The 25622-nt window shown below is 66.3% G+C and carries 20 protein-coding genes; 14 read left to right on the forward strand and 6 right to left on the reverse strand.

Annotated elements, in window-relative coordinates:
• Positions 1-107 precede the first annotated feature (107 nt).
• The 3 genes from ALVIN_RS06515 to ALVIN_RS06525 are packed head-to-tail and all read left to right on the forward strand — an operon-like array spanning position 108 to position 2289.
• A complete protein-coding gene (locus ALVIN_RS06515; protein ID WP_148217467.1) occupies positions 108-680 on the forward strand; it encodes a TorD/DmsD family molecular chaperone in 573 nt (190 codons plus the stop codon).
• Entirely contained in the window at positions 670-1230 is a 561-nt protein-coding gene (gene hybE / locus ALVIN_RS06520) for a [NiFe]-hydrogenase assembly chaperone HybE (RefSeq protein ID WP_012970532.1), read from the forward strand. The genes ALVIN_RS06515 and hybE overlap by 11 nt, the downstream gene beginning before the upstream one ends.
• 54 nt (positions 1231-1284) lie before the next feature.
• On the forward strand, positions 1285-2289 hold the full coding sequence (locus ALVIN_RS06525) for a 2,3-bisphosphoglycerate-independent phosphoglycerate mutase (RefSeq protein WP_012970533.1): 1005 nt from the start codon (positions 1285-1287) through the stop codon (positions 2287-2289).
• A gap of 76 nt (positions 2290-2365) precedes the next feature.
• On the opposite strand, the gene gorA is transcribed toward ALVIN_RS06525, so the two are convergent.
• Both gorA and ALVIN_RS06535 read right to left on the reverse strand, forming a co-directional pair.
• Positions 2366-3742: a glutathione-disulfide reductase gene (gorA, locus tag ALVIN_RS06530; RefSeq protein WP_012970534.1), complete on the reverse strand. Its 1377-nt coding sequence runs from the start codon at positions 3740-3742 to the stop codon at positions 2366-2368.
• A 118-nt stretch (positions 3743-3860) separates the two neighbouring features.
• Entirely contained in the window at positions 3861-4595 is a 735-nt protein-coding gene (locus tag ALVIN_RS06535; RefSeq protein ID WP_012970535.1) for a glutathione peroxidase, read from the reverse strand.
• 365 nt (positions 4596-4960) lie between these two features.
• Between ALVIN_RS06535 and sgpC the strand changes: the two genes are divergently transcribed.
• The 6 genes from sgpC (at position 4961) to ALVIN_RS06565 (ending at position 13902) form a co-directional block, all read left to right on the forward strand.
• Positions 4961-5269 (forward strand): sulfur globule structural protein SgpC, encoded by a 309-nt coding sequence (sgpC, locus tag ALVIN_RS06540; RefSeq protein WP_012970536.1) that lies wholly within the window; start codon positions 4961-4963, stop codon positions 5267-5269.
• Between the two features lie 196 nt (positions 5270-5465).
• Positions 5466-6446: a glucokinase gene (gene glk / locus ALVIN_RS06545; RefSeq protein WP_012970537.1), complete on the forward strand. Its 981-nt coding sequence runs from the start codon at positions 5466-5468 to the stop codon at positions 6444-6446.
• On the forward strand, positions 6443-8218 hold the full coding sequence (locus ALVIN_RS06550) for an autotransporter assembly complex protein TamA (protein ID WP_012970538.1): 1776 nt from the start codon (positions 6443-6445) through the stop codon (positions 8216-8218). The genes glk and ALVIN_RS06550 overlap by 4 nt, the downstream gene beginning before the upstream one ends.
• Before the next feature lie 15 nt (positions 8219-8233).
• Positions 8234-12016: a translocation/assembly module TamB domain-containing protein gene (locus ALVIN_RS06555; protein ID WP_012970539.1), complete on the forward strand. Its 3783-nt coding sequence runs from the start codon at positions 8234-8236 to the stop codon at positions 12014-12016.
• Positions 11985-12944, forward strand: a complete 960-nt coding sequence (locus ALVIN_RS06560; protein WP_012970540.1) for a lysophospholipid acyltransferase family protein — start codon at positions 11985-11987, stop codon at positions 12942-12944. Before ALVIN_RS06555 ends, ALVIN_RS06560 begins: the two co-directional genes overlap by 32 nt.
• Positions 12937-13902: a lysylphosphatidylglycerol synthase domain-containing protein gene (locus ALVIN_RS06565; RefSeq protein WP_012970541.1), complete on the forward strand. Its 966-nt coding sequence runs from the start codon at positions 12937-12939 to the stop codon at positions 13900-13902. The genes ALVIN_RS06560 and ALVIN_RS06565 overlap by 8 nt, the downstream gene beginning before the upstream one ends.
• Before the next feature lie 64 nt (positions 13903-13966).
• Here ALVIN_RS06565 and ALVIN_RS06570 read toward each other — a convergent pair whose 3' ends face one another.
• Positions 13967-14926, reverse strand: coding sequence for a SphA family protein (locus ALVIN_RS06570; RefSeq protein ID WP_012970542.1), 960 nt, complete (start codon positions 14924-14926; stop codon positions 13967-13969).
• Positions 14927-15129: 203 nt separating this feature from the next.
• Here ALVIN_RS06570 and smc point away from each other — a divergent pair, with 203 nt between their 5' ends.
• From smc to ALVIN_RS06590, 4 genes are all read left to right on the forward strand, one after another.
• Positions 15130-18642, forward strand: coding sequence for a chromosome segregation protein SMC (smc, locus tag ALVIN_RS06575; RefSeq protein ID WP_012970543.1), 3513 nt, complete (start codon positions 15130-15132; stop codon positions 18640-18642).
• Between the two features lie 88 nt (positions 18643-18730).
• Complete coding sequence (gene zipA / locus ALVIN_RS06580; protein ID WP_012970544.1) at positions 18731-19627, forward strand: cell division protein ZipA; 897 nt, start codon at positions 18731-18733, stop codon at positions 19625-19627.
• On the forward strand, positions 19624-21714 hold the full coding sequence (gene ligA, locus ALVIN_RS06585; protein WP_012970545.1) for an NAD-dependent DNA ligase LigA: 2091 nt from the start codon (positions 19624-19626) through the stop codon (positions 21712-21714). The genes zipA and ligA overlap by 4 nt, the downstream gene beginning before the upstream one ends.
• A complete protein-coding gene (locus tag ALVIN_RS06590; RefSeq protein ID WP_012970546.1) occupies positions 21707-21979 on the forward strand; it encodes a hypothetical protein in 273 nt (90 codons plus the stop codon). The genes ligA and ALVIN_RS06590 overlap by 8 nt, the downstream gene beginning before the upstream one ends.
• Before the next feature lie 134 nt (positions 21980-22113).
• Here the strand turns inward: ALVIN_RS06590 and ALVIN_RS06595 are convergent, their stop codons facing one another.
• The 3 genes from ALVIN_RS06595 to ALVIN_RS06605 all read right to left on the reverse strand — a co-directional run bounded on the left by ALVIN_RS06595 (position 22114) and on the right by ALVIN_RS06605 (position 24037).
• Positions 22114-22962: a peptidylprolyl isomerase gene (locus ALVIN_RS06595; RefSeq protein WP_012970547.1), complete on the reverse strand. Its 849-nt coding sequence runs from the start codon at positions 22960-22962 to the stop codon at positions 22114-22116.
• Positions 22963-23055: 93 nt separating this feature from the next.
• Complete coding sequence (locus ALVIN_RS06600) at positions 23056-23355, reverse strand: YciI family protein (protein WP_012970548.1); 300 nt, start codon at positions 23353-23355, stop codon at positions 23056-23058.
• Position 23356: 1 nt separating this feature from the next.
• Positions 23357-24037 carry a septation protein A gene (locus tag ALVIN_RS06605; protein ID WP_012970549.1) on the reverse strand — a complete coding sequence of 227 codons (681 nt, stop codon included), beginning with the start codon at positions 24035-24037 and terminating at the stop codon, positions 23357-23359.
• A 213-nt stretch (positions 24038-24250) separates the two neighbouring features.
• Here ALVIN_RS06605 and ALVIN_RS06610 point away from each other — a divergent pair, with 213 nt between their 5' ends.
• Positions 24251-25615 carry an alanine/glycine:cation symporter family protein gene (locus ALVIN_RS06610; protein WP_012970550.1) on the forward strand — a complete coding sequence of 455 codons (1365 nt, stop codon included), beginning with the start codon at positions 24251-24253 and terminating at the stop codon, positions 25613-25615.
• Positions 25616-25622 lie beyond the last annotated feature (7 nt).

Genomic DNA, 25622 nt, shown 5'->3' on the forward strand with positions numbered 1-25622 from the left:
AGTTTTTTTCACCGAGGAACGAACCGCATCGATTGCGAATGATGCGGTTCGCTACGCTCACCACATCCTACGAGGATCGTTTTCTGGAAATCACTCAAGACCAGTCCATGACATTCGACCGAGACCCAAGCCATTTGCGCCGGCTGGCGATGCTATTGGCGATGCCGGAGGCGGGCGCATTGGAGGCGCTGCGCGAGATCTCCAGCCAGGAACCCTGGTTGTCCGAACCCATCGCCGAGCTGGAGTCCCTGCCGCTGGAGCGCTGGCAGGCCGAACATACCCGGCTGTTCGTCAGCGGCTACCCCAAGACACCCTGTCCGCCCTTCGAGTCGGCCTATCGGCAGGGCAACATGGGCGGCACGGCGATGCAGGATCTCCAGGGACTCTATCGGCGTGCCGGTCTGGAGTCGGGCGAGGTGCCGCCCGACTATCTGGGCACGCAACTGGAGTTTGCGGCCTATCTGCTCGATGTCGCGCCGGGGGAGGGCGACGCTGACTGTCCGGCCGGCGCACTCACCGCCGAGCTATGGGACGAACATCTGTGCCGGTGGCTGCCGCGTTTTGCCCGCGATCTGCACACCCAGGCCGAATTGATGCTCTATCGCGGACTCGGCGAGCGTTTGGCATGTCTCTGTCCGGCGGACGACGATCAAACGTCGGAGCATCCGGATGACGCCTGAAGCCGCCTGGCGCCTCTGTTCCGAAGAGCTGGACGAAGAGCAGGCGCTGAGCGCGGCGGTCATCGCGATCCATGAGCGCCTCCTCAGAGAAACGCTGGCGGGCGATCCCATGCTCAATCTCGCCCTGCCGGTCGAAGTCCGCGCCCTGCGTCGCGTCGAGGACTGGCGCGTACTGCTGGTGCTGACGCCCTGGATGCTGGCGCGTCTGCTGTTCCCCGACCGGCCGCCGCCGCTGGCACTGCCCGAGGGGTGGTCGGCCGCCGAGCGCGCGGATGCCGAGTATCTGGTCCTGGGGCCGCGTCTGGGCTTCGCGCTGTTCGGCCAGTCGCAACAGGCCCACCTCGGTTATCACGACCGGCTCGGGCACTATCTGCTGCAACCGCTGTGTCTGAACATGGAACCCTACCGCGATGCCGATGCCGTCTTCGAGCACTGGAGCGAGGTCATCCGCGTGCGCGACGAGAACATGGAGGCCGCACGCCGCGATTGCCCGATGCAGAAAGAGATCTCGCGGCGCGAGCTCTTCCGGCGCCTGAAGCCTGAACGCTAGCGTCCCGGCCGAATCCTGCAACCACCAGCTGATGTCGATGAGATTGGGCCTGAGATGCCGACACTAGACATTGTGTGCCCCTACCTGCTCGAACCCGTCTCGGAGCGCACGGGCCTGAGCGTACAGGCACCGTCCATCGCGCGCCTGCTGGCGCGCGCCGATCGTCTGCCGGACGCTGATCGCGATCCCTTCGCCACATTGATGTGTGCGGCCGGCGTCGAGTGTTCGTCGGCGGATGTTGTAGCGCCGACCGCTGCGGTGGCGCTGCTGGGCGAGGGCGAGGCGGTCGAACCGGAGGCGATCTGGATGCATGCCGATCCGATCCATGCGCGCCCCGATCGTGATCGGCTGCTGGTCTACGCGGGCCAGCGCATCGAGCCGGATCGTGCCGAAGCCGATGCGCTGGTCGAGACCTTCAACCGGCATTTCGCCGACGAAGGTCTTTCGCTGCTGGCTCCGACACCGGCGCGCTGGTATCTGCGGCTCGCTCGCCCCCTGTCTGGCCTGTGGACTTCGCCGCTGCATGCGGTCCAGGGCGGCTCGATGGCCGAGCATCTGCCGCGCGGGCCGGGGGCACGGGAGTGGATTCGAGTGCTCAACGAGACACAGATGCTCTTTCACGCCGATCCGGTCAACCGGCGACGCGAGGCGAACGGCCGGCCGGTCATCAGCGGAATCTGGACCTGGGGCGCCGGATCGCTTCCGGCGCCATCGGATTCGGCGCCGGACAGGCTGATCGGCGATCATCCGCTGATCGCCGGGTTGGGGCGCCTGACCGGACGCCCGTATCGCTCGCTGGCGTCCTGGCAGGACGACCCCGTGTCCGGTTCCGGGCGCCGGCTCGTCCTGTGGGATCGGCACTGGCGTGCTTGGCTCGACCAGGATCTGGATGCCTGGTCAGACGCCATGACCGCACTGGACACAGCGATCGAGCGATCCTGGGCGGCGTTGCGCGCTGGGCATCTGGCGGCGATCCGGCTCGATTCCTGTCGCGGACCTGTGTTCCGGATCACCCCGAGACACACATGGCGTCTGTGGCGGCGACGGACGGCGATCTAGCCCGACATCCAGGCGGCGCAATGGGGCGCGCGGGGCAGCCCTGGTCCACCCCGCCGCCTGGACGCATCCCAGTCGTTCAACCGGACTGACCCGGCCGCCGCACCGGCACCTTCAGCGTCACCAGTTCCTCGGCGCTGCACGGATGGATGGCGACCGTATTGTCGAGATCGGCCTTGGTCGCGCCCATCTTCACCGCCACACCGAAGCCCTGCATCATCTCGTCGACGCCATCGCCGATCAGATGGATGCCGACCACCTTCTCGTCCTCACCGGCACAGACCAGCTTCATCGCGGTCTTGGGTCCGTGTGCGTTGAGCGCGTAGCGCATGGGCGTGAAGCTGGTCTCATAGATGGTGAGCGTGTCGCCGTAACGCTCGCGCGCCTCAGGCTCGGTCAGACCGACCTTGCCGATCGGCGGATGAGCGAACACCACCGTGGGCACGTTCTCGTAGTCGAGCTTTGAATCCGGCTTGTCGTTGAACAGGCGTTCGGCCAGACGCCGTCCGGCGGCGATCGCTACCGGAGTCAGCGGCTCGCGCCCGGTGATGTCGCCGATGGCATAGATGCCGGGAACAGTGGTGTTCTGCCAGGCATCGGTCGGGATGACACCGCTACGCTCGACCGTGATCCCGGCCGCCTCCAGGTTCAGCTCGCGCGTGTTGGGCGCGCGCCCGACGGCCCAGATGACCTGATCGAAGCCGGTCAGACGCTGACCGTCGCGCGCGGCCAGCACCAGTCCCTGTTCATCGCGCTCGATCCCGGCGACCTCGAATTGCAGGTGCATGTCGATGCCATGCAGCGTCATGTTCTCGGCCAGGGTCTCGCTGATAAGCGGATCGAACAGCGCGAGCATCCGGTCTTCCAGCGCCACGATGGTGATCTCGGTGCCGAGCGCGCTCAGCACGCCCGCCAGCTCCACGCCGATATAGCCGCCGCCGATGATGGCGACGCGCTTGGGCTGTTCTTCCAGCGCGAAGAAGCCGTCCGAAGTGATGCCCAGTTCAGCGCCCGGCATTCGTGGCACGATCGGCCGGCCGCCGGTGGCGATGACGATGTGGTCGGCGGTGTAGTGCTGGTCGCCGACCGCGACCGTGCGCGCATCGACAAAACGCGCGAAGCCGTCGATCCGGGTGAGGCCCAGGCGTTCGGCATAGCCGTCCCAGTAGCCGTTGATGTCGGCGATGTACTGGTTGCGGCCGGCGATCAGCTTGCCCCAGTCGAGACCGTCCGAACGGGCCTGGATGCCGTAGTCGGGCGCATCCGCGACGGCCGCCGCCAGATTGGCGGCATACCACATCACCTTCTTGGGTACACAGCCGGCGTTGACGCAGGTGCCGCCCAGTTTGGCGCCTTCGATCAGGGCTACGCGACGGCCGAACTGCGCCGCTTTCTCGGCGACCGCCAGGCCGCCGCTGCCGCCGCCGATGGCGATCAGATCAAAATGCTGGCTCATAGTCATAACTCCTGTTTTTTCAAAGCCGATGCCTGAACGCAAAAGGCTTCGGGCGACCGCCTGCTCGCGATCACCCGAAGCCTCGTCAGGTTAAGGCCAGAGCGGATTCAGCGTGATCTCAACGCGACTCCAGCCAGGCGATGACCGCATCCGAGCCGCCGATCAGCTTGCCGTTGACGAAGACCTGGGGCACGGTCGCGGCATTGGAGACGGCGCGCAGACCCTGTTCAGTGTAATCCTCGTTGAGCACCAGCTCCTCGAAGTCGAGACCGGCGTTACGCAGCGCTTCCTTGGCCTTGACGCAGAAGGGGCAGCCATCGCGACTGAACACGGCGATGTCGAGCGGCTTGGGCTTGTTGGGCGCCAGATACTCCAGCATGGTGTCGGCGTTGGAAACTTCGTAGGGGTCGCCTTCGACCTCGGGTTCGATGAACATCTTCTCGACCACGCCGTCGCGCACCAGCATCGAGTAGCGCCAGGAGCGCTTGCCGAAACCGATCGCGTCCTTGTCGACCAGCATTCCCATGCCCTCGGTGAACTCACCATTGCCGTCCGGGACGAAGATCAGGTTGTCGGCGTTCTGGGCCTTCTGCCACTCGTTCATGACGAAGGTGTCGTTGACCGACACACACACCACGGAGTCGACGCCCAGTTCCTTGAAGGCCGGAACCAGCTGGTTGTAGCGTGGTACGTGCGACGACGAGCAGGTCGGGGTGAAGGCACCCGGCAGCGAGAAGACGACCACGGTCTTGCCGGCGAAGAGTTCGTCGGTGGTCACATCGACCCACTCATGACCCCGGCGGGTGTGGAAGGTGACGCTGGGGATACGGCTTCCGGTACGGTCCTGGAACATGGTTCGGTTCTCCTGATGGGTGATGAATCGTCTGGTTGGTGGATGATCGGGTTGGCCCCGCAGGGCCGACGGACATAGATTAACCCGGAAAAAGTGGTCGAATTAAATGGATTGTAAGAATCGTTTCGATCGGCTGTGGCGATGATTCGCGTGCCGCCATGGCACATCGAGCCTGGCGCCAAGGGATTGGGGGCAGCGGCGTCGATCTCAAGCCCGAAGCGCGTCGGTGGTGACGAATGCGCGTATTGATTGATGCGGATCAAGGTCGCGCGCGCGCGTCCGCCTTAATCTTGCGCGTTGCGGCTCGACCGCATGATGAGCGCCGTTCATGCGAACGGTGCTGTCTATTTCGTGGAGGATCAAAGATGACGATGAAGCGACTCCTGCTGGTCTCGACCCTGGCTGGTGCCTCTGCACTCGCCACCTTGCCCGCCAATGCCTTCTGGGGCTGGAATCCCTTCGGCTGGGGCGGCGGCCCCTGGGACGGTCCCTGGGGCGGCGGACCCTGGGGTAGCCCCTGGTACGGCGGCTATCCGTACCATGGCGGTTACTATCCCTACGGACTCTACGGCGTACCCTATGGTTGGGGGGCACCCGTCTATGGTTATCCCGGCTATGTCTATCCGGGGTATGCCTATCCCGCCCCCACTCAACCGAGCACCAAGAGCCAATAAGCCTTTCAGCGCTTGATCCTGGCGCCCCCGTCCGTACCCTTGCGGGTTCGGGCGGGGGGCTTCGACTGCGGTGCGCCCATGCGGTGATTTCGCCGCCACGCGCACATCTTGCTATGATCCCCGCCGACTGATCGCGACCCCTCATTCCCGCCGATGGCGACAGCGTGTTCGCCGCCCGGTGACTGGAGATCTGGATATGCGCTTGTTGGTAGGTGACATCGGTGGCACGAAGACGGCCCTTGGCCTGGCCGAGACGGATGGCGGGTCCGTGCGTCTCGGAGAGACCCGGCGCTATCCCAGCGCGTCCTTCGGCTCGCTCGATCAGATCGTGCAGCGTTATCTGCTCGAAACGGGCGCCACATGCCGGTTCGCGGTCTTTGCCGTCGCCGGCCCCATCCATGATCGGCGCTGCGAGACGACCAATCTGCCCTGGGTGCTGGACGCCGAGGCCCTGGAGCAGAGCCTGGGTCTGACCTGTGTGGAACTGCTCAACGATCTGGAAGCCGTCGCCTGGGGTGTACCCATCCTCAGCTCGGACGATCTGGCCGAACTCCACCCCGGCGATCCGTGCAGTCAGGGTAACGCCTGTGTCGTGGCCGCCGGGACCGGACTCGGACAGGCGGGGCTGTTCTGGGATGGACTGCGTCATCATGCCTTTGCCACCGAAGGCGGACACTCGGACTTCGCCCCGGCCGACGATCTGGAGTTCGCGCTGCTGACCTATCTCAAGTCGCGCTTCGGGCGTGTGAGTTGGGAGCGGGTCGTCTCGGGTCCGGGGATCGTCAATCTGTTCGATTTCCTGCGTTTCCATCACAGTGTCCAGGCGCCTGACTGGCTGCAAGCGGTCATCGACACCGGAGGCGACACGGCGGCCACCATCGCCCAGGCCGCCGCCGACGATCGGTGTCCGCTGTGCCGCGAGACACTGAATCTCTTCATGCGTCTTTATGGACGCGAGGCCGGCAATGCGGCGCTCAAGCACATGGCGCTCGGCGGAGTCTATCTGGGCGGCGGCATCGCCCTGAAGAATCTGGCCTGTCTGCGTCGGGGCGGTTTCCTGGAAGGGTTCTTCGACAAGGGGCGCATGGGCTCGCTGATGCGGCGCATGCCGGTGCGCGTCATCCTGCAACCCAACACCCCGCTGCTCGGTGCGGCGCGCTTCATGGCCTTGCAATGAGGCTTTGGCGGCATCGACAGCCTTGGGTACTGCTCTCGCTGACGCTCGGGTTGCTCGGCAACACGTCAGCCTGGGCACTCAAGCTGGAGGTCCGGGTCGAGGGACTCAAGGGTGAGCGCGAGGCCAATGTCCTGGCACTCCTGAGCATCTACAACGAACGCACCGAGGCCGATCTGACCGCCACGCGCGTCGAGGCGCTGCATCGCCGCGCCCCGGATCAGATCCGCGAGGCGCTTGCCCCCTTTGGACTCTACCGTGTCCAGGTCGAGGATCGACTCGAACGCCCTGCCGATGAGGCGGGCACTTGGCGTGCCCAGTATCGCGTCGAGCCGGGCGAGCCGGTGCGGATCACCACGGTCGACTATCAGGTCACGGGGGAGGGCGCAGCCGATCCGGTCTTCCCCAAGACCTTCCCCATGAAGGCCGGCGATGTACTCCGCCACGCCGCCTACGAGAAGGCCAAGTCCGACCTCCGCTATGCGGCGACCTCGGCCGGCTATCTGGACTATCGGCTCGATCGTCATCAGGTGCTCATCGACCCGCTGGCCTATGAGGCGCACGTTTTCTTCCACCTGGAGACCGGCCCGCAATACCGTCTCGGCACGGTGCGCTTCAAGCAGGATCTGCTCGACGAGGATCTGCTCGAGCGCTATGTCCGCTTCAAGTCGGGCGATGTCTACGACCCCGACGTCCTGCTCGGACTCCAGGGGCGTCTGCTCGGCAGCGAATACTACAGCGATGTCGAGATCGTGCCGCTGAAGGACGAGGTCGACGCCGACAATCGGGTGCCGATCGAGGTCGTGGCCCAGCGCAACAAGGCCAACAAATATCGTATCGGTCTGGGCTTCGCCACCGATGTCGGGCCGCGTCTGACCCTGGACTACCGGCGCCGCTATCTGAATTCTCAGGGCCACAAGCTGCGCACCGAGCTGAGCCTGTCGCCCGCGTTCTCGCAGTGGGAGCTGGACTATCGCCTCCCGATCCAAGACCCGACCCGCGACTACATCATCGTCAAGCCGGTCTCGGCCTACTACGACACAGCCACGCGCCAGGGCTGGGTGCACAGTATCCAGGCCGCGCACTCGACCCTGAGTCCGGGCGGCTGGCGGCGCAACATCGGTCTCGACTATCGCTACGAGGATCTCAGCATCAACGAGAGCGCGATGGACGCGACGAATGAACTGGCTCCCAATATTTCCTGGTCCAAGACAGTTGCCGACGACCCGGTCTTCACCAACGACGGCTATCGGCTCAAGTACAGTCTGGTCGGGGCCATGCAGGGTGTGGTCTCGGAGGCGTCCTATCTGAGCGGTCAGGTTCAGTTCAAATGGGTGCGGCGCTTCGCGCGCGACTATCGCTTCATCACCCGCGCCGATCTGGGCGCGACCTGGGCCGAGAGCGTCGATGACCTGCCGGCCGGCCGACGCTTCTATGCCGGTGGCGACAACTCCATTCGCGGCTGGGGCTTCGATGCCCTGGGGCCGAACGATCCCGTGACCGACGAGACGGTCGGCGGGCGCTATCTGGCCGTGGGCAGCCTGGAGCTGGAGCGCCGCGTCAAAGGACCGTGGAGCGCGGCCGTTTTCACCGATTTCGGCAATGCCTTCGATCCGGACTATGAGCAGGAACTGGCCCAGAGCGTTGGAGTAGGCGTGCGCTGGGCCTCGCCGATCGGTCAGGTGCGTTTCGATCTGGCCTTTGCCGTATCCAAGGACTCAGACGGCGGCACACCGCCGGCCCGGCTGCATATCGTGATCGGGCCGGATCTCTAGGCGAGCACGCGAGCGATGGACGACATCAAGGCATCCACCACACCGCCTGCGACTGGATCGACAGCGACCGGGGCGAGTGAGACCGTACCGGCGCCCGAGCCGCGTTCGTCCGGACCACGCCGCCTGGGTTGGCTCGGTTGGCTGATTGGCTCACTGCTGGCGCTGGTCCTGATCCTGGCGGCCGGACTCGGCGTGCTGCTCGGCACCGAGAGCGGGCTGCGCCTGGGCCTGGAGCTGGCGCAGCGGGTTGTGCCCGAGACGCTGCGCGTGGGCGGGATCGAGGGGCGCGTCCTCGGCCGTCTCCGGCTGTCGGACGTGGCGCTGGACCGGCCGACACTGGGTCTGCGGATTGGTGTGCTCGAACTGGACTGGTCGCCGCGTGCGCTCCTGTCCGGTGTGCTCGACATCGAACGTCTGGCGGTGCGCGATCTGGACGTGGCACTGGGGCCGAGCGCCGAGGACGACGAGCCGCTGACCCTGCCGGCGATCGTGCTGCCGCTCGGCGTCGAGGTCGGTGAGCTGAGTCTGGAACGCTTGCGAATACTGAGGGCGGGGGCCGACGAACCGCTGTTCGCCCTGGAGTCGGCCCGACTCGCTGACAGCCGTCTCGCCGGTGGTGAACTGGATCTGGGGCGCCTGGAAGCCCGTCTGCGCGCTCCCGCCTTGAGTGCCGGTCTTCAGGGGCGGGCGACCCTGACCAATCAGTATCCGCTCGACCTTGATCTCGATTGGGCGCTGGAGCTAGCGCCGGAGGTTCATCTCGCCAGTGAAGGCCGACTGAGCGGCGATCTGCAACGACTCGAACTGACCCTGGCGTTGAGCGGTCCTGTCGATGCCCAGCTCTCCACCGAGGTGCATGATGTGCTAGGCGCTCTGGGTTGGGATGGCCGGATCGAGGTCGCGCGGCTCGATCCGGCGGTCTTCCGACCGGATCTGCCGCCGATCGAGATCCAGGCCCAACTCGAGACCCAAGGCTCGCTCAAGAACGCCGTGCTCTCAGGTACGCTCGACACGCGCGCGCCGGATCGACCCGAACTCGGACAGCTCGCACTGGAACTCGATCTGCTGTGGAAAGAGAACCGGCTGACGGTGCGTTCGCTGGAGCTGACCGAGCAGGTCTCGAACGCCGATCTGCGCCTCCAGGGCGAGCTGGATCTGAGCCGGGAACCGGGCCGCTTTGCGCTGGAGGGCGACTGGAAACAGCTGCGCTGGCCGCTGAGCGGTGAGCTGGTCGCCGAGTCGGCCGAGGGGGCGCTGACGGCCTCGGGCAGCTTCGAATCGTTCGTCTATCGACTCTCCGGAAAGGTCGCCGGCCCGAGCGTCCCGAGCACCGGCCTCGAACTGGCAGGGCAGGGGACGGCCAGCGGCACCCAGCTCGGCTCCTTCGCGCTCGACACGCTCGATGGCCGTCTGGAGGGGGCGGGCGCCCTGACCTGGGCGCCGGAGCTGACCTGGGATCTGAGTCTGCGCGCGACGGGCCTGAATCCTGGTGTCCAGGCGCCCGACTGGCCGGGACGGATCGATGGGCGTCTGACCAGCCAAGGGCGTCTTGACGCGGAGGGACGCCCGGAGTTGACGGCGGTCATCGAGGAGCTGAGCGGACGTCTGCGCGAGTATCCGATCGCCGCCAGCGGTCAGGTGCGGATGGCGGGCAACAGGCTCCGGATCGAGCGTCTGACGGCCTCCTCGGGACCGAGCCGGTTGAATCTCGATGGGCATATCGAACAAGACCTGGATCTCCGCTTTGCGCTGGAGTCGCCTGACCTGGCGAGTCTGTGGCCCGAGGCGCGCGGGCGCCTGAGCGCGTCCGGGCGGGTTCAGGGAACACGGGAGACGCCGCGCGTCACGCTCGACCTCAAAGGCGAGCGGATGTCGCTGGCCGGGAACGCCCTGACCGAGCTGCGTGGAACGGCCGATCTGGATCTGGCGTCCAATGGCCGCTTCGCGCTCCAGTTCACCGGCCGCGATCTCGCCGCCGGCGGGATGACCTGGAGCGGACTCGAACTGCGCGGCGATGGACGCATAGCCGATCATCGCCTCTCGGCACGGCTCACGGGCCAGCCGCTCGGACTCACCCTGGAGGCCACGGGCGCGCTTGCCGCGAGCGGCGGCTACAGCGGCCGGGTGTCGACCCTGAAGCTCGACAGCCGGGACTGGGGCGTCTGGTCGCTCCAGCGTCCGTTGCCGCTGACGCTCGACGGCGCCCGGATCGCCGCCGGGCCGGTCTGTCTGCGTCAGTCCCAGGGCGCCGGCGGCTGTGTCGGCTTCGAGCAGACCGAATCGGGACGCTGGCGCGCGGAACTGGACCTGGACCGGCTCGACTTCGCCTTGATCAAGCATCTGCTGCCGGACACCCTGGCTGCTGAGGGTGCGGGTCGGATCAAGGGGCGCTTCCAGGCCAATGGCGCTGTCCTCAGCGGTCAGGCCACCGCCGAGATCCCTCAGGGACGGGTCACGCTCGATCTCGGACAGAACAAGCGGGAACGACTGGATTTCTCCAGCGCGCGTCTGACGCTCGACGCCGGGGCCACCGGACTCGCCGCACGTCTGGCCGTTCCGGTCGCCGGGCTGGGCCGGATCGACGGCGAGCTGAGTCTGCCGGGCTGGCGTCTGGACGCTCCGGCGCGGCCCGCACAGTCACTGCGCGGCCGTGTGCGCGCCGAGATCGGCGATCTGAAACCGCTGGCCAGTCTGGCGCCCGACATCAGCGGACTCCAGGGCTCGATCTCGGCCGACCTGAATCTCGGCGGGACACTCCAACGGCCCGGTGTCAGCGGACAGTTCGACATCAAAGGCGTGAACTTCCAGCTGCCGCTGCTGGCGCTCGGCGTCGAGGACATGAACATCGAGGCCAAGGCGCCCTCGTTCGAGCGCTTCGACATCCGTGGCGCGGCCAAGCTCGGCGGCGGCACCCTGACCCTGACCGGGGAGGGACGCACCGGCGGCCAGGGGCCGATGGCCAGGCTGCGTCTCGAAGGCAACAAGCTCAAGCTCGCCAATACCAAGGAGTATTTCGTGCGTCTCTCGCCGGGGATCGACATCGAGGTCGGCCCCAGCGGCGCCGTGGTGCGCGGCGAGATCCGCGTGCCCGAGGCGCGTATCCGCCCACGCTCACTCCCGGCCGGCACCGTCTCGCCGTCGAGTGACGTGGTGCTCGAAGCCAAGGAGCGCGGTACACCCTTCCCGGTCACGCTCGATCTGCGTCTGGTGCTCGGCGACGAGGTGACGATCGACGGTTTCGGCGTGCGCGGGCGTCTCTCCGGCGCGCTGAGCGTGTTGCAGGATCCGGGGCGCGACATGCTGGGCGATGGTCAGTTGCAGATCACCGAGGGGCAGTATCGGCTCAGCGGCGGTTTCGGCATCGCGGCCGAGCTGGGCGCGCCGCTCACCATCACCCAGGGCCGGCTGATCTATGCCAAGAGTCCGATCGGCAATCCGGGGCTGCTGCTCCAGGCCGAACGCCAGGGCGGCGACACCACGGCCGGGGTGCGGGTGGTCGGCACATTGCGCAATCCCAAGATGACCTTCTTCTCCGACAGCGATCCAGGCCTGACCCAGGCCGACATCACCAAGTATCTGATGACCGGCATCCCGCCCTCGGCCAACGATCGAACCGATCAGGCGGGGCTGGCGGTCGGTACCTATATCGCCCCAAAGATCTATATGGAATACGAAAGCGGACTCGGCGACGAGTCAAACAAAGTCAAGCTGCGTTACGACGTCTCCAAGCATATCGAACTCCAGACCGAGACCGGAGAGAGTCAAGGTGCCGACATCTTCTTCAAATTCGAGAACTGACCGGGCGCTCCGGCATCCGCGCGCCTGGCCGAGTTGGTTCGGTGTGTGGCTGATCCTGGCGCTGGGCCGGCTGCCCTTTCCGCTACTGTGGGTGCTCGGCTCGGTGTTCGGGCGTCTCGCCTATCTCATGGCCGGCTCGCGGCGTCTGGTCGCGCGGCGCAATCTGGAACTGTGCCTGCCCGAGAGCACGCCTGCCGAGCGCGAACGCCTGCTGCGCGCCCATTTCGGCCGGCTCGGCGTGGCCGCGTTCTGTCAGGGTGTGGCCTGGAGCGCGCCGCGCGCGCGGCTGGCGCGTCTGGTGCGGCTGCGCCACCGCGAGCGCGTCGATGTCTGTATCGCCGAAGGACGACCGGTCATCATCCTGCTGCCGCATTTCGTCGGACTGGAGCTCGGCGCTCAGGCCTTTTCGGCCCTGGTGCATTCGGGCAGCTGCATGTACCAGAAGATTCGCAATCCGGTGTTCGAGCATCACGTCAAGCGCACGCGCGGGCGCTTCGGCGGTCTCTCGGTCGAGCGTCAGGACGATCTGCGCGGTCTGGTGCGTGAGATCAAGCGCGGCACGCCTTTTTTGTACCTGCCCGATCAGGATGGCGGGCGGCGCGGGATCTTCGTCCCGTTCTGCGGTATCCCGGCCTCGACCGTGCCCATGCTCGGGCGCTTCGCGGCCATGACGGGGGCCGTGGTCATTCCGGCCATTCCGCGTTTCCTGCCCTGGGGACAGGGGATGGAGCTGATCTTCGAGCCGCCGCTCGACGACTTCCCGAGCGGAGACCCGGAGCACGACACGGCGCGCATGAACCGGATCATCGAAGCCTGCGTGCGTGACACACCGGATCAATACTTTTGGGTCCATCGTCGCTTCAAGACCCGCCCGCCGGGCGAGGCGCCCATCTATCCGCCCAAGCGCAAGAAGCGCAAACATGGTTGATCCGGACGTTCGCACGGGCGCCTTGCGTCTGGGGCGAGTACGCGACTGGCTGCTCGGCGGATCGCTGCTGCTGGCGCTGGTGGTCGCGGTCGAGTTTCTGGTCGGCTGGGGAGCGTTGCTGGCGCCCTGGCGCGAACTCTCGCCCTGGCTGCTCGCCTGGCTGTTCCTGCTCACGGCGCTGAGCTATGGACTGCGCGCGGTGCGGGTGAGCGACTATTTCGGCGCGCGGCTGGCCGGGCGCTTCCCGGCCGTGCTGCGTCTGAGCATCCTGCACAACACGGCCAACAATCTGCTGCCGATGCGCGCGGGCGAGCTGGTCTTTCCCTGGCTGATGCGCCGCTATTTCGGGCAGGGGCTGCTGGACGCGGCCGCCGCACTGGTCTGGATCCGGCTGCTCGATCTGCACTTCCTGGCGCTGATCGGGCTGCTGATCTTACAGCTCGGGCATCCCTCCTGGCTGTGGTGGCTGGCGGGCGGACTCTGGATCCTGGGACTCGGCGTCCTGATCGTCCTGTCCGGGATGGGTGATTCGGCCAAGCTGGCCGGCGCGGGACGTCTGCGTTCGATCCTGCGCCGGGTGCTCCAGGCCGCGCCGGGCGACCCCTGGCTGATCGTGCGTGTCTATGGCTGGACAGCGCTGATCTGGAGCCTGAAGTTCGTCGCCTTCACCAGTCTGCTCAGGTTCTTCCTGCCGATCGATGTCTGGCGGCTGCTGGCTGGGGTCATGGGGGCTGAGCTCTCCAGCGTGCTGCCCTTTCACGGCATCGCCGGGTCCGGCAGCTACGAGCTGGCGGCGGTCGCGGCCCTGGCCCCGCTCGGAGTCGATCCGAAGCTGGCGCTGGCCGGCGCGGTCAATCTGCACCTGTTCCTGCTCGGCAGCACGCTGTTGCTCGGCGCGCTGGCGTTTCTATTGCCCAAAGGCGCGAGGCCGGCCGAGGCGCGCGCCACCGCTCTTTGAGTCGCAACCAGCCGCGACGACGCGCGATCGCTCATGAACGGCCGCGCGGCTGGCGGAGGCTGGCTCAGAAGTGATGCACGTAGCGCAGATTCAGCCGCGCACCCTCGGGCCGATTCTCGGCCAGGGTCTCCCAATAGAGATTGGCGAACAGGTGATCGTTCTTGGAGACGTGATAGACGAGACCCGGCCCGATACCGAGCACCTGCTCCTGGCTGTCCGACAGCTCGCGCCCGTCGACCTTGCTCTCGGTGATCTGCTTGAGATAGTAGCCGTTGAGGCCGAGCCGCAGACGGTTGGGGATGACCTCGTAGGCGCTGGCGAAATTCAGATGGATGGCCTGACCGGCCTGTGAGTCGTCGGCGCCGAGCGCACTGCTGGGGTCGGAGTTCTCAGCGTTCCAGAGATAGTGCAGACGCCAGGAGACCGTCCACTTTGGATCAATGAAGAGGGTCGCCGCCCAGTAGGGATTGAAGGAGAAGACGTTGCTGCCCGGATTGAGCGCATGATCGGGGTCATAGTCCCCGGTCGGCAGGAGCATCTGCAACTCGATGCGCTGCATGAAGCGCGGTCCGTTCGGTCCCATGACGGGATCCCATTGCAGAAAAGGGCCGACCAGCAGATCGCCGAGATTGCCGCTGTTGTTCGAGAGCGCCAGATTGTCGCCGGGATCGATATCGAAGCCGGCGATCGGCAACATGAAGTTCAGACCCCATTTGCCGCCCAGCAGCAGCTCCTGATCGGACGAGTAGAGCAACTGCGTCAGACTGACGTTGACGTCCACCTCAGCCTTTTCGAGTCCGCGCCCGGTCGGCAGGCGCAGGTCGTCGCCATCGGCATCCTTGAGACGTCCCTGACGATAGACCTGGACGTACTGCTGGGCATACCAGCCCGGACCGGCCGGCGGTCCGCCGTCGAGGAAACTGGTGAATCCGAGATTCACAGACGGCAGATCATAGGCCGACACCAGAGAGGACGTGGTTGCCATCAGGGTGGCGGCAAGGGATTTGAGAACGGCAGAGCGCATCTGAAGCCTCTTGTCATTGTTTTGGGGAACCCACGAGCAGGCGGAAGGTAACACAAGCGCCTGTGTTCGGGGTGGAGCCGCCAGCCGGGATGCAGACCGCGCGGGCTGTGACGCCACGGCTTCTGGAGACATCCGGTCCCACAAGGTATGCTCCGCACCTCGACAACCACGGCTTGAACCAACTGGAATCCAACACTTCACCCATGAGACTCGAGCGCATCAAGCTCGCTGGCTTCAAATCCTTCGTCGATCCCACGACCGTTCACTTTCCGAGCAATCTGGTCGGCATCGTCGGCCCGAACGGCTGCGGCAAATCCAATGTCATCGACGCCGTGCGCTGGGTGATGGGCGAGTCCTCGGCCAAGATGCTGCGCGGCGAGTCCATGGCCGACGTCATCTTCAACGGCAGCACCGGGCGCAAGCCGGTCGGCGTGGCGAGCATCGAGCTGATCTTCGACAACAGCGACGGCGGGGCCGAGGGCGAGTACGCGGCCTTCGATCAGATCTCGGTCAAGCGTCAGGTCGCGCGCGACGGTCAATCCAGCTACTTCCTGAACGGCACGCGCTGTCGGCGCCGCGACATCCAGGATCTGTTCCTCGGCACGGGGCTCGGGCCGCGTTCCTACGCCATCATCGAGCAGGGGATGATCTCGCGCATCATCGAGGCGCGTCCGGAGGATCTGCGGCTGTTTCTGGAAGAGGCGGCCGGGATCTCCAAGTACAAGGAGCGCCGGCGCGAGACCGAGAACCGGATGCGCCACACGCGCGAGAATCTCGACCGGCTCAACGACGTGCGCGAGGAGGTCGGCAAGCAGTTGCTGCATCTGGAGCGTCAGGCGGCCACAGCCGAGAAATACACCCAGTTGCGCGCCGAGGAACGCCGTCTGGATCTGGAACTCAAGGCGCTGCGCTGGCGCGCGCTCGACGATGAACTCCAGGCGCTGAGCCGGCGTCTGGCCGAGGCCGAGAACCAGGGCGAAGCGGGTCTGGCCGAACAGCGGCGGCTGGAGGCTGAGATCGAGTCTAAACGCGAGGCGTACAACGCCGCTTCCGACGACTTCAACGCGATCCAGGGACGCTATTACGCCGTCGGCGCCGAGATCGCCCGCGCCGAGCAGGCCATCCAGTTCGCCAACGAGGAACGCGGTCGGCGCGAGGCCGAGCTGGTGCGGCTCGATCAGGAGCTCTACGAAGCCGGGCAGCATCTGGAGCGCGACCGCGAGCGTCTGACTGAGATCGCGCGCGCGCTCGCCGAGGACGAACCCCAGTTGGAACAGGCCGAGTCCGAGCTGTCGGAGGCGACGGGTTCGCTCATGACGCTCGAAGACCAGCTCAAGTCCTGGGAATCCGAGTGGGACGCCTTCAACGCCGAGGCCGCGCGGCCATCCGAGCAGGCGCAGTTGGAACGTGCCCGACTCACGGCGCTGGAGCAGGCCCAGGGACGCGAGCGCGAGCGTCGGCGCCGGATCGAGGAGGAACGCGCGCGGCTGGATGCATCCGACGTTTCGGCACGGCTGGAAGAATTGAGCGAGCGCGAATCCGTGCTCGACGAGCGGATCGAGGCCCTGGAAGACGAGCGCGACGCGGTGCTCGAATCGCTGGCCGGACATGAGACCGCACTGCGCGCGCTGGCCGATACGCTCGATCAGGTCCGCACCCGTCTGCGCGAAGCCAAGGGACGTCTGGCCTCGCTGACGGCGCTCCAGGAATCGGCGCTGGCCGATACCGATGTCGAGCGCCGCGACTGGCTGGCGAGCCGGGGGCTGGCGGGCGCGGCGCGTCTGGTCGAGCAGCTCAAAGTCGAACCGGGCTGGGAGCGCGCGGTCGAGATCCGGCTTGGACAGGCCCTGCGCGCCGTGACGGTCGATGCATTGGAGACGGCCGTGGCGGACGCCAACGAACTGCCGCCCGGTCTGGTGTTGCTCGAAACGGCGGGCGATCCCGGCTCGGAACCCGAGCCTGAGACCGGATACTGGCGGCTCGGCCAGCGCGCCCAGTCGCCCTGGCCGATCGGCGGGCTGCTCGGCCCGACGCACACGGTCGCCCATCTGCGCGAGGCGCTGGCGGCGCGTCATGATCTGAGCCGCGACGCGACCCTGATCACGCCCGAAGGCATCGAGGTCGGCCGTCACTGGCTGCGCGTCCCGGAGCGCGACGGCGCCTCGGGCGTGCTGGAACGCGCCGAGACCATCGCCGCGCTCGAATCCGAGCTGGCCGCACTCGCCGACGAGGAGGCCGAGCGGCTCGACGAGGAGCTCGAACTGCGCGACGCGCGCACCGACTCCGAACAACGCCGGCTCGCGCTCGAATCCGAGTTGACCGGCCTGGAGCGCGAGCGCTCGGCCCTGCGCTCCGAACTGAGTGCTCTGCGCACGCGCGTCGAGCATCAGTCCGAGCGTCGGCGCGCGCTCGACGAGGAATGGGCCGACCTGGAGCGCCAGAGCGCCGAATCGCTCGCCGAGATGGAGGATACGCGCGAACGTCTGCACGACTGGCTCGATCAGATGGAGACCCTGGCCGAACAGCGGGTCACGCTGGAACAGGAGCGCACCCGTCTGCGCACCCAGGTCGCCGAGAGCCGCGAGCGCGAACGTACTTGCCGCGACCGGGCGCAATCCCTGCGCATCCGGGTCGAGTCCAACCGCGCCGCGCGCGAGGCGACCCGCCAGAGTCAGACGCGCGCCCAGGCCCAGCAGACCCAGCTACTCGACCGGCGCGATGAGCTGATCGCCGCGCTGGAGGAGGGCGTCGAGCCGCTGGCCGAGCAGCGCGAACGACTCGACGAACATCTGGTGCGTCGCGTCGAGGTCGAGGACGAATTGCAGGAGGCCCGCCAACGGCGCGAAACGCTGGAAGCCGAGGTCCGCACGCTGGAGCAGTCGCGTCAGCGCGCCGAGCAGGCGGTCCAGGCCAACCAGCGCGGACTGGACACCGTGCGGCTGGAGCGTCAGGAGCGTCTGGTCCGCCAGCGCACGCTGGAGGAACAGTTCGCCGAACTCGGCGCCAGTCAGGGCGCGATCCTGGAATCACTCGATCCGGCGGCGACCGAGACCGTCTGGCAGGAGGAACTGAGCAAGGTCGCCGCGCGCATCCAGCGTCTGGGCGCGGTCAATCTGGCGGCGGTCGATGAATTCAAGGAACAGTCCGAGCGCAAGACCTACCTCGACGCCCAGCACGACGACATCGCCCGTTCGCTGGAGACCCTGGAGCAGGCGATCCGCAAGATCGATCGCGAGACCCGCAGCCGCTTCAAGGAGACCTATGATCAGGTCGATCAGGGCTTCCAGCAGCTCTTTCCGCGTCTGTTCGGCGGCGGACAGGCCTATCTGGAACTGACCGACGAGGATCTGCTCGAAACCGGCGTCAGCGTCATGGCACGCCCGCCCGGCAAGCGCAACGCCAGCATCCATCTGCTCTCGGGCGGCGAGAAGGCCCTGACCGCCGTGGCGCTGGTGTTCGCCATCTTCCAGCTCAACCCGGCGCCCTTCTGTATGCTCGACGAGGTCGACGCCCCGCTCGACGATGCCAACGTCGGGCGTTTCTGCGAACTGGTGCGCGCGATGTCGGACCAGGTGCAGTTCATCTTCATCAGTCACAACAAGGTGACGATGGAGATCGCGCATCATTTGATGGGCGTGACCATGCACGAGCCGGGTGTGTCGCGTCTGGTCAGCGTCGACGTCGACGAGGCGGTGCGTCTGGCGGCGGTGGCCTGAGAAACGATCTCGGGCGATACAGCCCGAACCGGCATTGTTATACTTGCGCCCTTACAGCTTAAAAACCCACTAAAAAACCAACACACGAATGGACGCCAGCACCATCCGCCTGATCCTGATCGTCATTGGAGCCATCCTGATCGTGGCGCTCTATCTCTGGGAGCGTCATCGCGAGCGCCAGGGGGGCTATCACGACGACTACGAAGACGATTATCTGGTCGAGGACGAGGGCGCGGACGAACCCTATGGCGTGCGTCCGAGCCGGCATGATCCCGCGCCCGACCGCTACGAAGCCGCCGAGCCGCCGCCCGTGCAAGAGCCGCCTGCGGCCAAGCCGGCGCGATCCAAGTCCTGGTTGCGGTCGCGCATCAGCCCGGAACCGGACGTCGAGTCGAGTCCCGAGCCCGGTCGGGTGGAGCGCATGCGCGAGCCTGAGCCGATGCCGGATGAGGCCGAGGACATCCCGGAGCCGAAGACGACCAAACCGGCCAAGGCAGCTCCAGCCGCTTCTTCGGCGCCCAAGGCTCCCAAACGCCGCGAGGTCTCGGTGTCTGATCCGCTGCTGATCCAGTTGAGCGTCAGCGCGCGCCGTTATCCCTTCAAGGGTCCGGAGATCCTGGAGGTAGCTGCCGGTTGCGGACTCTATCCGGGCGAGATGGACATCTTCCACTGTCTCGACGAGTTCGAAGACGAGACCCGGGTCTATTTCAGTATGGCCAACATGGTCAAGCCGGGGCGCTTCCCCTTCGATGAGATGGACGGCTTTTCGACCCCCGGACTGGTGCTCTTCGCTCAGTTGGAGGGCGATCCCGAAGACATGACCATCCTCGACGAGATGGTGGCCACGGCGCGCAAGCTGGCCCTGTCGCTCAATGGGGACGTGCTCGATGCGGCACGCCGGCCGCTGACCGTCAAGAAAGAGGAAGAGCTGCGTCAGGCCGTGACCGACAACGAACTACGCTGGAAACGGACCCGGCGGCGGTGACGTCCTCCGCCATCACCCAGCGCATCGAGGCGCTGCGCGCCGAGATCCGCTATCACAATCATCGCTACTACGTACTCGACGATCCTGAGATCCCGGACGCCGAGTACGACCGCCTGTTCGCCGAGCTCCAGCAGCTGGAAGCCGAACACCCCGCTCTGATCACGCCCGATTCGCCCACCCAGCGCGTCGGCGCCGAGCCGCGTCCGGAGTTGGGCGAGGTTCGGCACGCTGTCCCCATGATCTCGCTCGACAATGCGATGAGCGATGAGCGGCTGGTGGAGTTCCATCGTCGTCTCACGGTTGCGCTGCCTGAATTCGATCCTGTGCTCTACACCGCCGAGCCGAAGTTCGACGGGCTGGCGATCACGCTGCGCTATGAATCCGGGGTGCTGGTGCTGGCCGCGACCCGTGGCGACGGCACGCGCGGCGAGGACGTGACCCACAACGCGCGGACCATTCCGAACGTGCCGTTGCGGCTTCTCGGTGAGGACTGGCCCGAGGTGCTGGAGGTGCGCGGCGAGGTCTACATGCCGCGTGCCGGATTCGACCGGCTCAACGCGCGTCTGGAGGAACGCGGCGAGCGTCCCTTCGCCAATCCGCGCAATGCCGCCGCCGGCAGTCTGCGTCAGCTCGATCCGCGCGTCACCGCCCGTCGGCCGCTGCGTTTCTGCGCCTATGGCTGGGGCGAGATCGCGGGCGAGCCGGGCGAGAGTCAGTTCGAGATGCTCCAGCGTCTGGCTGGCTGGGGGCTGCCGATCTCGCCCGAGCTACGGCAGGTGGCGGGACTCGATGGCTGTCGCGACTATTTCGAGGCTTTGGGACGGCGGCGCGCGACGCTCGATTACGACATCGACGGCGTGGTCTTCAAGCTCGACCGGCTGTCGGCGCAGACGGCGCTCGGGGCCACGGCGCATCATCCGCGCTGGGCCATCGCGCGCAAGTTTCCGGCTCAGGAGGCGCTGACCGAGGTCGAGGCGGTCGAGTTTCAGGTCGGGCGCACGGGGGCCGTGACGCCGGTGGCGCGGCTGCGTCCGGTGCAGGTCGGCGGGGTGACCGTCTCCAAGGCGACGCTGCACAATCTCGACGAGGTGCGGCGCAAAGACGTGCGCATCGGCGACAGTGTCTACATCCGCCGTGCAGGTGACGTGATCCCCGAGATCGTGCGGGTGCTCGTCGAGCGGCGTCCGGACGGGGCACGGCTGGTCGAGCTGCCGACCCAGTGTCCGGTCTGCGGTTCGGACGTGATCCGGCCGGAGGGCGAGGCGGTCGCGCGCTGTAGCGGCGGACTCTGGTGTCCGGCCCAGCGCAAGGAGGCGATCCGGCATTTTGCCGCGCGCCGGGCGCTGGACATCGAGGGGCTGGGCGAGAAGCTCATCGAGCAGCTCGTCGATCTGGAGTGGGTGCGTGAGCCGGCCGATCTCTATCGTCTGACCGCCGACCGCTTGGCTTTGTTGGAGCGCATGGGCGAGAAGTCGGCGGCCAATCTGATCGCGGCCCTGGAGCACAGCAAACGCACGACGCTGGCGCGCTTCGTCTTCGCGCTCGGCATCCGCGAGGTCGGCGAAACCACGGCGCAGCTGCTGGCGGAACACGTTGGCGGGATCGAGGCGCTGATGGCCGCGAGCGTCGAGGATCTGGTCGCGATCAAGGGTATCGGGCCTGTGGTGGCGGCGCACATCGTCGGCTTCATGGCCCAGGCGCACAATCGCGAGGCGATCGCGCATCTGCTGGCGGCCGGCATTCACTGGCCCGAAGTCGAGCGCTCCGATTCGATGCCCGCCGAGCCGAGCGCGGCGCCCCTGACCGGCAAGACCTTCGTCATCACCGGCACCCTCAGTCGTCCGCGCGAGGAATTCGCGGCCCGGTTGCAGGGACTCGGCGCCAAGGTGACGGGCAGTGTCTCCAAAAAGACCGATTATCTGCTGGCGGGCGCGGAAGCCGGCTCGAAGCTCGCCAAGGCCGAAGCCCTGGGTGTGGTCGTGATCGACGAGGCCGGACTCGAATCCTTGATCGCGCGGCTCCAGGCGCTACATGGAGACGATGGCCGTTCAGACACACCGCAACCGGGAGCACTCGCTGATGACTGATTTATCGAAGGAACAGCAGATCATGATCGCCATGCGCAAGACGCTGACGGCGATCGTCAAGGATGTCACGCCGCCGCCGGGGATGCGTCATCCGCTCTCGGATGCGACCATCCAGCAGGTGCGCCAGTGTCTGGGCCTGATCGCCGAGCGCGAGCAGGAGCTGGCCGTGGAGCAGGGGCGCGGCGGCGAGCGGCCCTACTACAGTGACGAGCGGCAGGACGTGCAGCTCGTGGCGTTCGATACGCTCAAGCGCCGGCCCAATTGAGCCTTGCTGGTCTCGCCCGTGTCCACCGGATGACGACTTCGGTTTCCGGTCGGCCGCGCTGGGTGCATCCAGTCGCTCCGGCATGACCGGCCACGGATCGCCGGTCATGCCAGTGAGACGGCCGATCGTTATCTTCAGTCCTTCTTGGCGTCCTCGCCTTCGGCTTTCAAGCGCACGACCTCTTCGTTGAGTTCGACCATCGCGTTGTTACGCATTTCGGCGAGCTTCTGGCGCCTGACGAGCGCGGTCAGCTGCGGCTTGGCGTCCTCGAAGGCCGGCGGTTCGGCCTTGCGGGTCTCCTGAAGCTCGATGATGTGCCAGCCGAACTGGGTCTGGACGGGTTCCTTGGTATAGGAGCCAGGCTCCAGCTTGGTCACGGCCTCGGCGAAGGGAGCCACCATCTGGGCCGGATCGAACCAGCCCAAGTCGCCGCCATCCTTGCCGGTCGGTCCCTCGGAGTGTTTCTTGGCCAGTTCCTCGAACTTGGCGCCCTTGTCCAGTTGCTTGATCAGCTTCTTGGCCTCGTCCTCGCTCTTGAGCAGGATGTGGCGCGCCTTGTATTCGGTGCGGGTGGCCTGTTCCTTGATGCGGTCATAGGCGTCCTTCAGTTCCTTCTCGCTGGGCTCGATCTCGTCGGCCATGGCCGAGAGCGCGGCGTTCGACATGACTTTCATGCGCTCCAGTTCCAGCGCCGCGACCACGTTGCGCTCGCCCTCGAGCTTGCGACGATCGCCTTCCTGCGAGGCGACGATCAGGTTCATGAACTCATCGAAGAGCTGCTGCTGGACCGCCGGATCGTTGCTGGCCGGACGTCCCTGGAGACGCTCCATGAAGAAGACGCGGAACACATCGAGTCGATACGGTGTGCCATTGACGGTGGCGATCAGAGTCTCGGGCGAATCGGTGTCCTTCTTGTCCTCGGCAACGACGCCGCCAGTGGCGAGCAGGGTGCACAGCAAGAGCGCAAGGGGTGTTTTCTTCATAAGGACGATTTCCATCGATTGAACAGAATAGACTGATTGAGACATGTGTGAGCCGGCCAGATTCGGCACACGAGCAAACCTGGACGCGGCGACTCAGGGAAAGACCTGTTTGAAGGGCTTGACGCTGACGGTGCTGTAGACGCCTGCCTCGCGATAGGGATCGGCGGCGGCCCAAGCCTCGGCGGCAGCCAGATCGGAAAACTCGGCGACGATCAGTGAGCCGGTGAAACCGGCCTCACCGGGGTCCGGGCTGTCGATGGCCGGATGCGGGCCGGCGAGGATCAGTCGGCCCGCGTCGCGCAGGGCTTCCAGTCGGGCCAGATGCGCCGGACGCGCCTGCCGGCGGGCAGGCAGGCTGTTGGGGTGATCGACAGCGATGATGGCGTAGAGCACGTCAATCCGTCTCCAGGGCTTGGGGTTGTTGGTCTTCTTTGACGTGACGCGAGAGATAGAGCGTCTGCGCGATCACGAAGGCGATCGTCAGTCCCATCATACCGAAGAGCTTGAAGTCGACCCAAGTCGACTCGCGCGCCTGGGCCGCGTTGCAGAGATCCAGCACCGTCCCGGTATAGAGCGTCGCGCAGGCCGAAAGATCCACGCCGGACTCGCCGGTCGCCGCCAGCAGTGCCTGATGCGCTTCGTAGAAACCGCTGCCGACATAGACCACGAACAGGTTGGCCAGCCCGAGAAAGACGAAGAACCCGCTCCAGAGCGCATTGAGTCGCGCCCAGATCGGCTGGGGCAGTTCGATGGCCTGGCCCATCATGCGCTCGATCAGGGTGCGCTGGCCGATCCAGTGACTGCCGATGAAGACGGCGGCGAACAGCCAGTTGACCAGGGTCGGCTTCCACATCACGAAGATCGGGTCGTGGAGCGCGATGGTCAGACCGCCGAAGACGACCAGCAGCCCGAGCGTGGCCAGCGGCAGCGTCTCGACCCGGCGCCGGCGCGCCCAGAACCAGGCGACCTGAACCGCCGTGGCGCCGATGGCCACGGCCGTCGCCCAGTAGATGCCGGCGAACTTGTAGGCGACGAAGAAGAGCAGGATCGGAAGGAAGTCGATGAGGAGTTTCATGAAGACCCGGAGCTTGAAGAGAGTCGAGCGAGCATACGGCCTGGAGGCGTTCGCGGTAAAGCCGTGAGCATGGAACGCACGCGGCGCACCTCCCTTGTCGCCCGCCTGGCCTTGCTATAGTGTCGCGCGGGTCGCGTCCGGCGTGGATCGGGGGCGAACGGCTCGATTTTCGACAGACTTCAACTCGACGCATTCTACGGGGGCACGACGGCAGTGGAACAGATAACCGCTTGGATCAACGTCTTGAACGGCTGGGTCTGGGGGCCGCCGATGTTGGTCCTGATCCTTGGGGTCGGCTTCTTTCTGATGCTGGGACTGCGCTTGATGCCGCTCATCAAGCTCGGCTTCGGTTTCCGCATGCTCTGGCGCGGGCGCGTCAGCCAGGGCAATGGCGACATTCCGCCGTATCACGCGCTCATGACGGTGCTCTCGGCGACCGTCGGCACCGGCAACATCGCGGGCGTGGCCACGGCCATCTTTCTCGGCGGACCGGGCGCGCTGTTCTGGATGTGGTGCACGGCTCTGGTCGGCATGGCGACCAAGTACGCCGAGGCCGTGCTGGCGCTGCACTATCGTGAGATCGACGGCAAGGGCCGTCATCTCGGCGGTCCCATGTACTACATCAAGCTGGGACTGGGCAAGAAGTGGCTGTGGATGGCCACGGCCTTCGCCGTCTTCGGCGTGCTGGCCGGCTTTGGGATCGGCAACACGGTCCAGGCCAACTCGGTGGCTCACGCCACCCAGGAGGCGTTCGGCGTGCCCTTCTGGATCACCGGCGTGGTGATGGCAGTGTTCGCCGGTCTGGTGCTGCTCGGCGGCATCAAGCGCATCGGCGATGTCTCGGCGGCGCTGGTGCCGCTGATGGCCGTCATCTATGTCACGGGCGGTCTGGTGGTGCTGGGGCTCAACAGCGAGCAGATCATGCCGGCACTGGAGCTGGTGTTCACACAGGCGTTCAATCCGACGGCGGCGACCGGCGGCTTCGCGGGCGCCACGGTCGCGGCGGCGATCCAATATGGCGTGGCCCGTGGCGTGTTCTCCAACGAAGCGGGTCTCGGCAGCGCCCCGATCGCGCATGCGGCCGCGCAATCGAACGATCCGGTCGCCCAGGGCGCGGTGGCCATGACCGGCACCTTCATCGACACCCTGGTCATCTGCACCATCACCGGACTGGTGATCCTGGTCACGGGCGTCTGGGACTCGGGCGCGACGGGTTCGGCCCTGTCCTCGCAGGCGTTCGAGACGGCACTCCCCGGTGTCGGTTCCTACATCGTCGCCATCGGGCTGATGCTCTTCGCCTACACGACCACGCTCGGCTGGAGCGTCTACAGCGAGCGCTGCGCGCAGTATCTGCTCGGCGACCGGGCCATCCTGCCGTTCCGGGTGCTCTGGGTGCTGGCGCTGCCGATCGGGGCCATCGCGCAACTGGACTTCATCTGGCTGGTGGCCGACACGCTCAACGCGCTCATGGCCCTGCCCAATCTGGTGGCGCTGCTGCTGCTCAGTCCGGTCGTCTTCCGGCTGACGCGCGACTATTTCGCACGTCCGCGCCTGGAATCGGCCCCCGAGGACGCCTGAGATCGAC

This window comes from Allochromatium vinosum DSM 180 (assembly GCF_000025485.1).
Classification (GTDB): Bacteria; Pseudomonadota; Gammaproteobacteria; order Chromatiales; family Chromatiaceae; genus Thermochromatium; species Thermochromatium vinosum.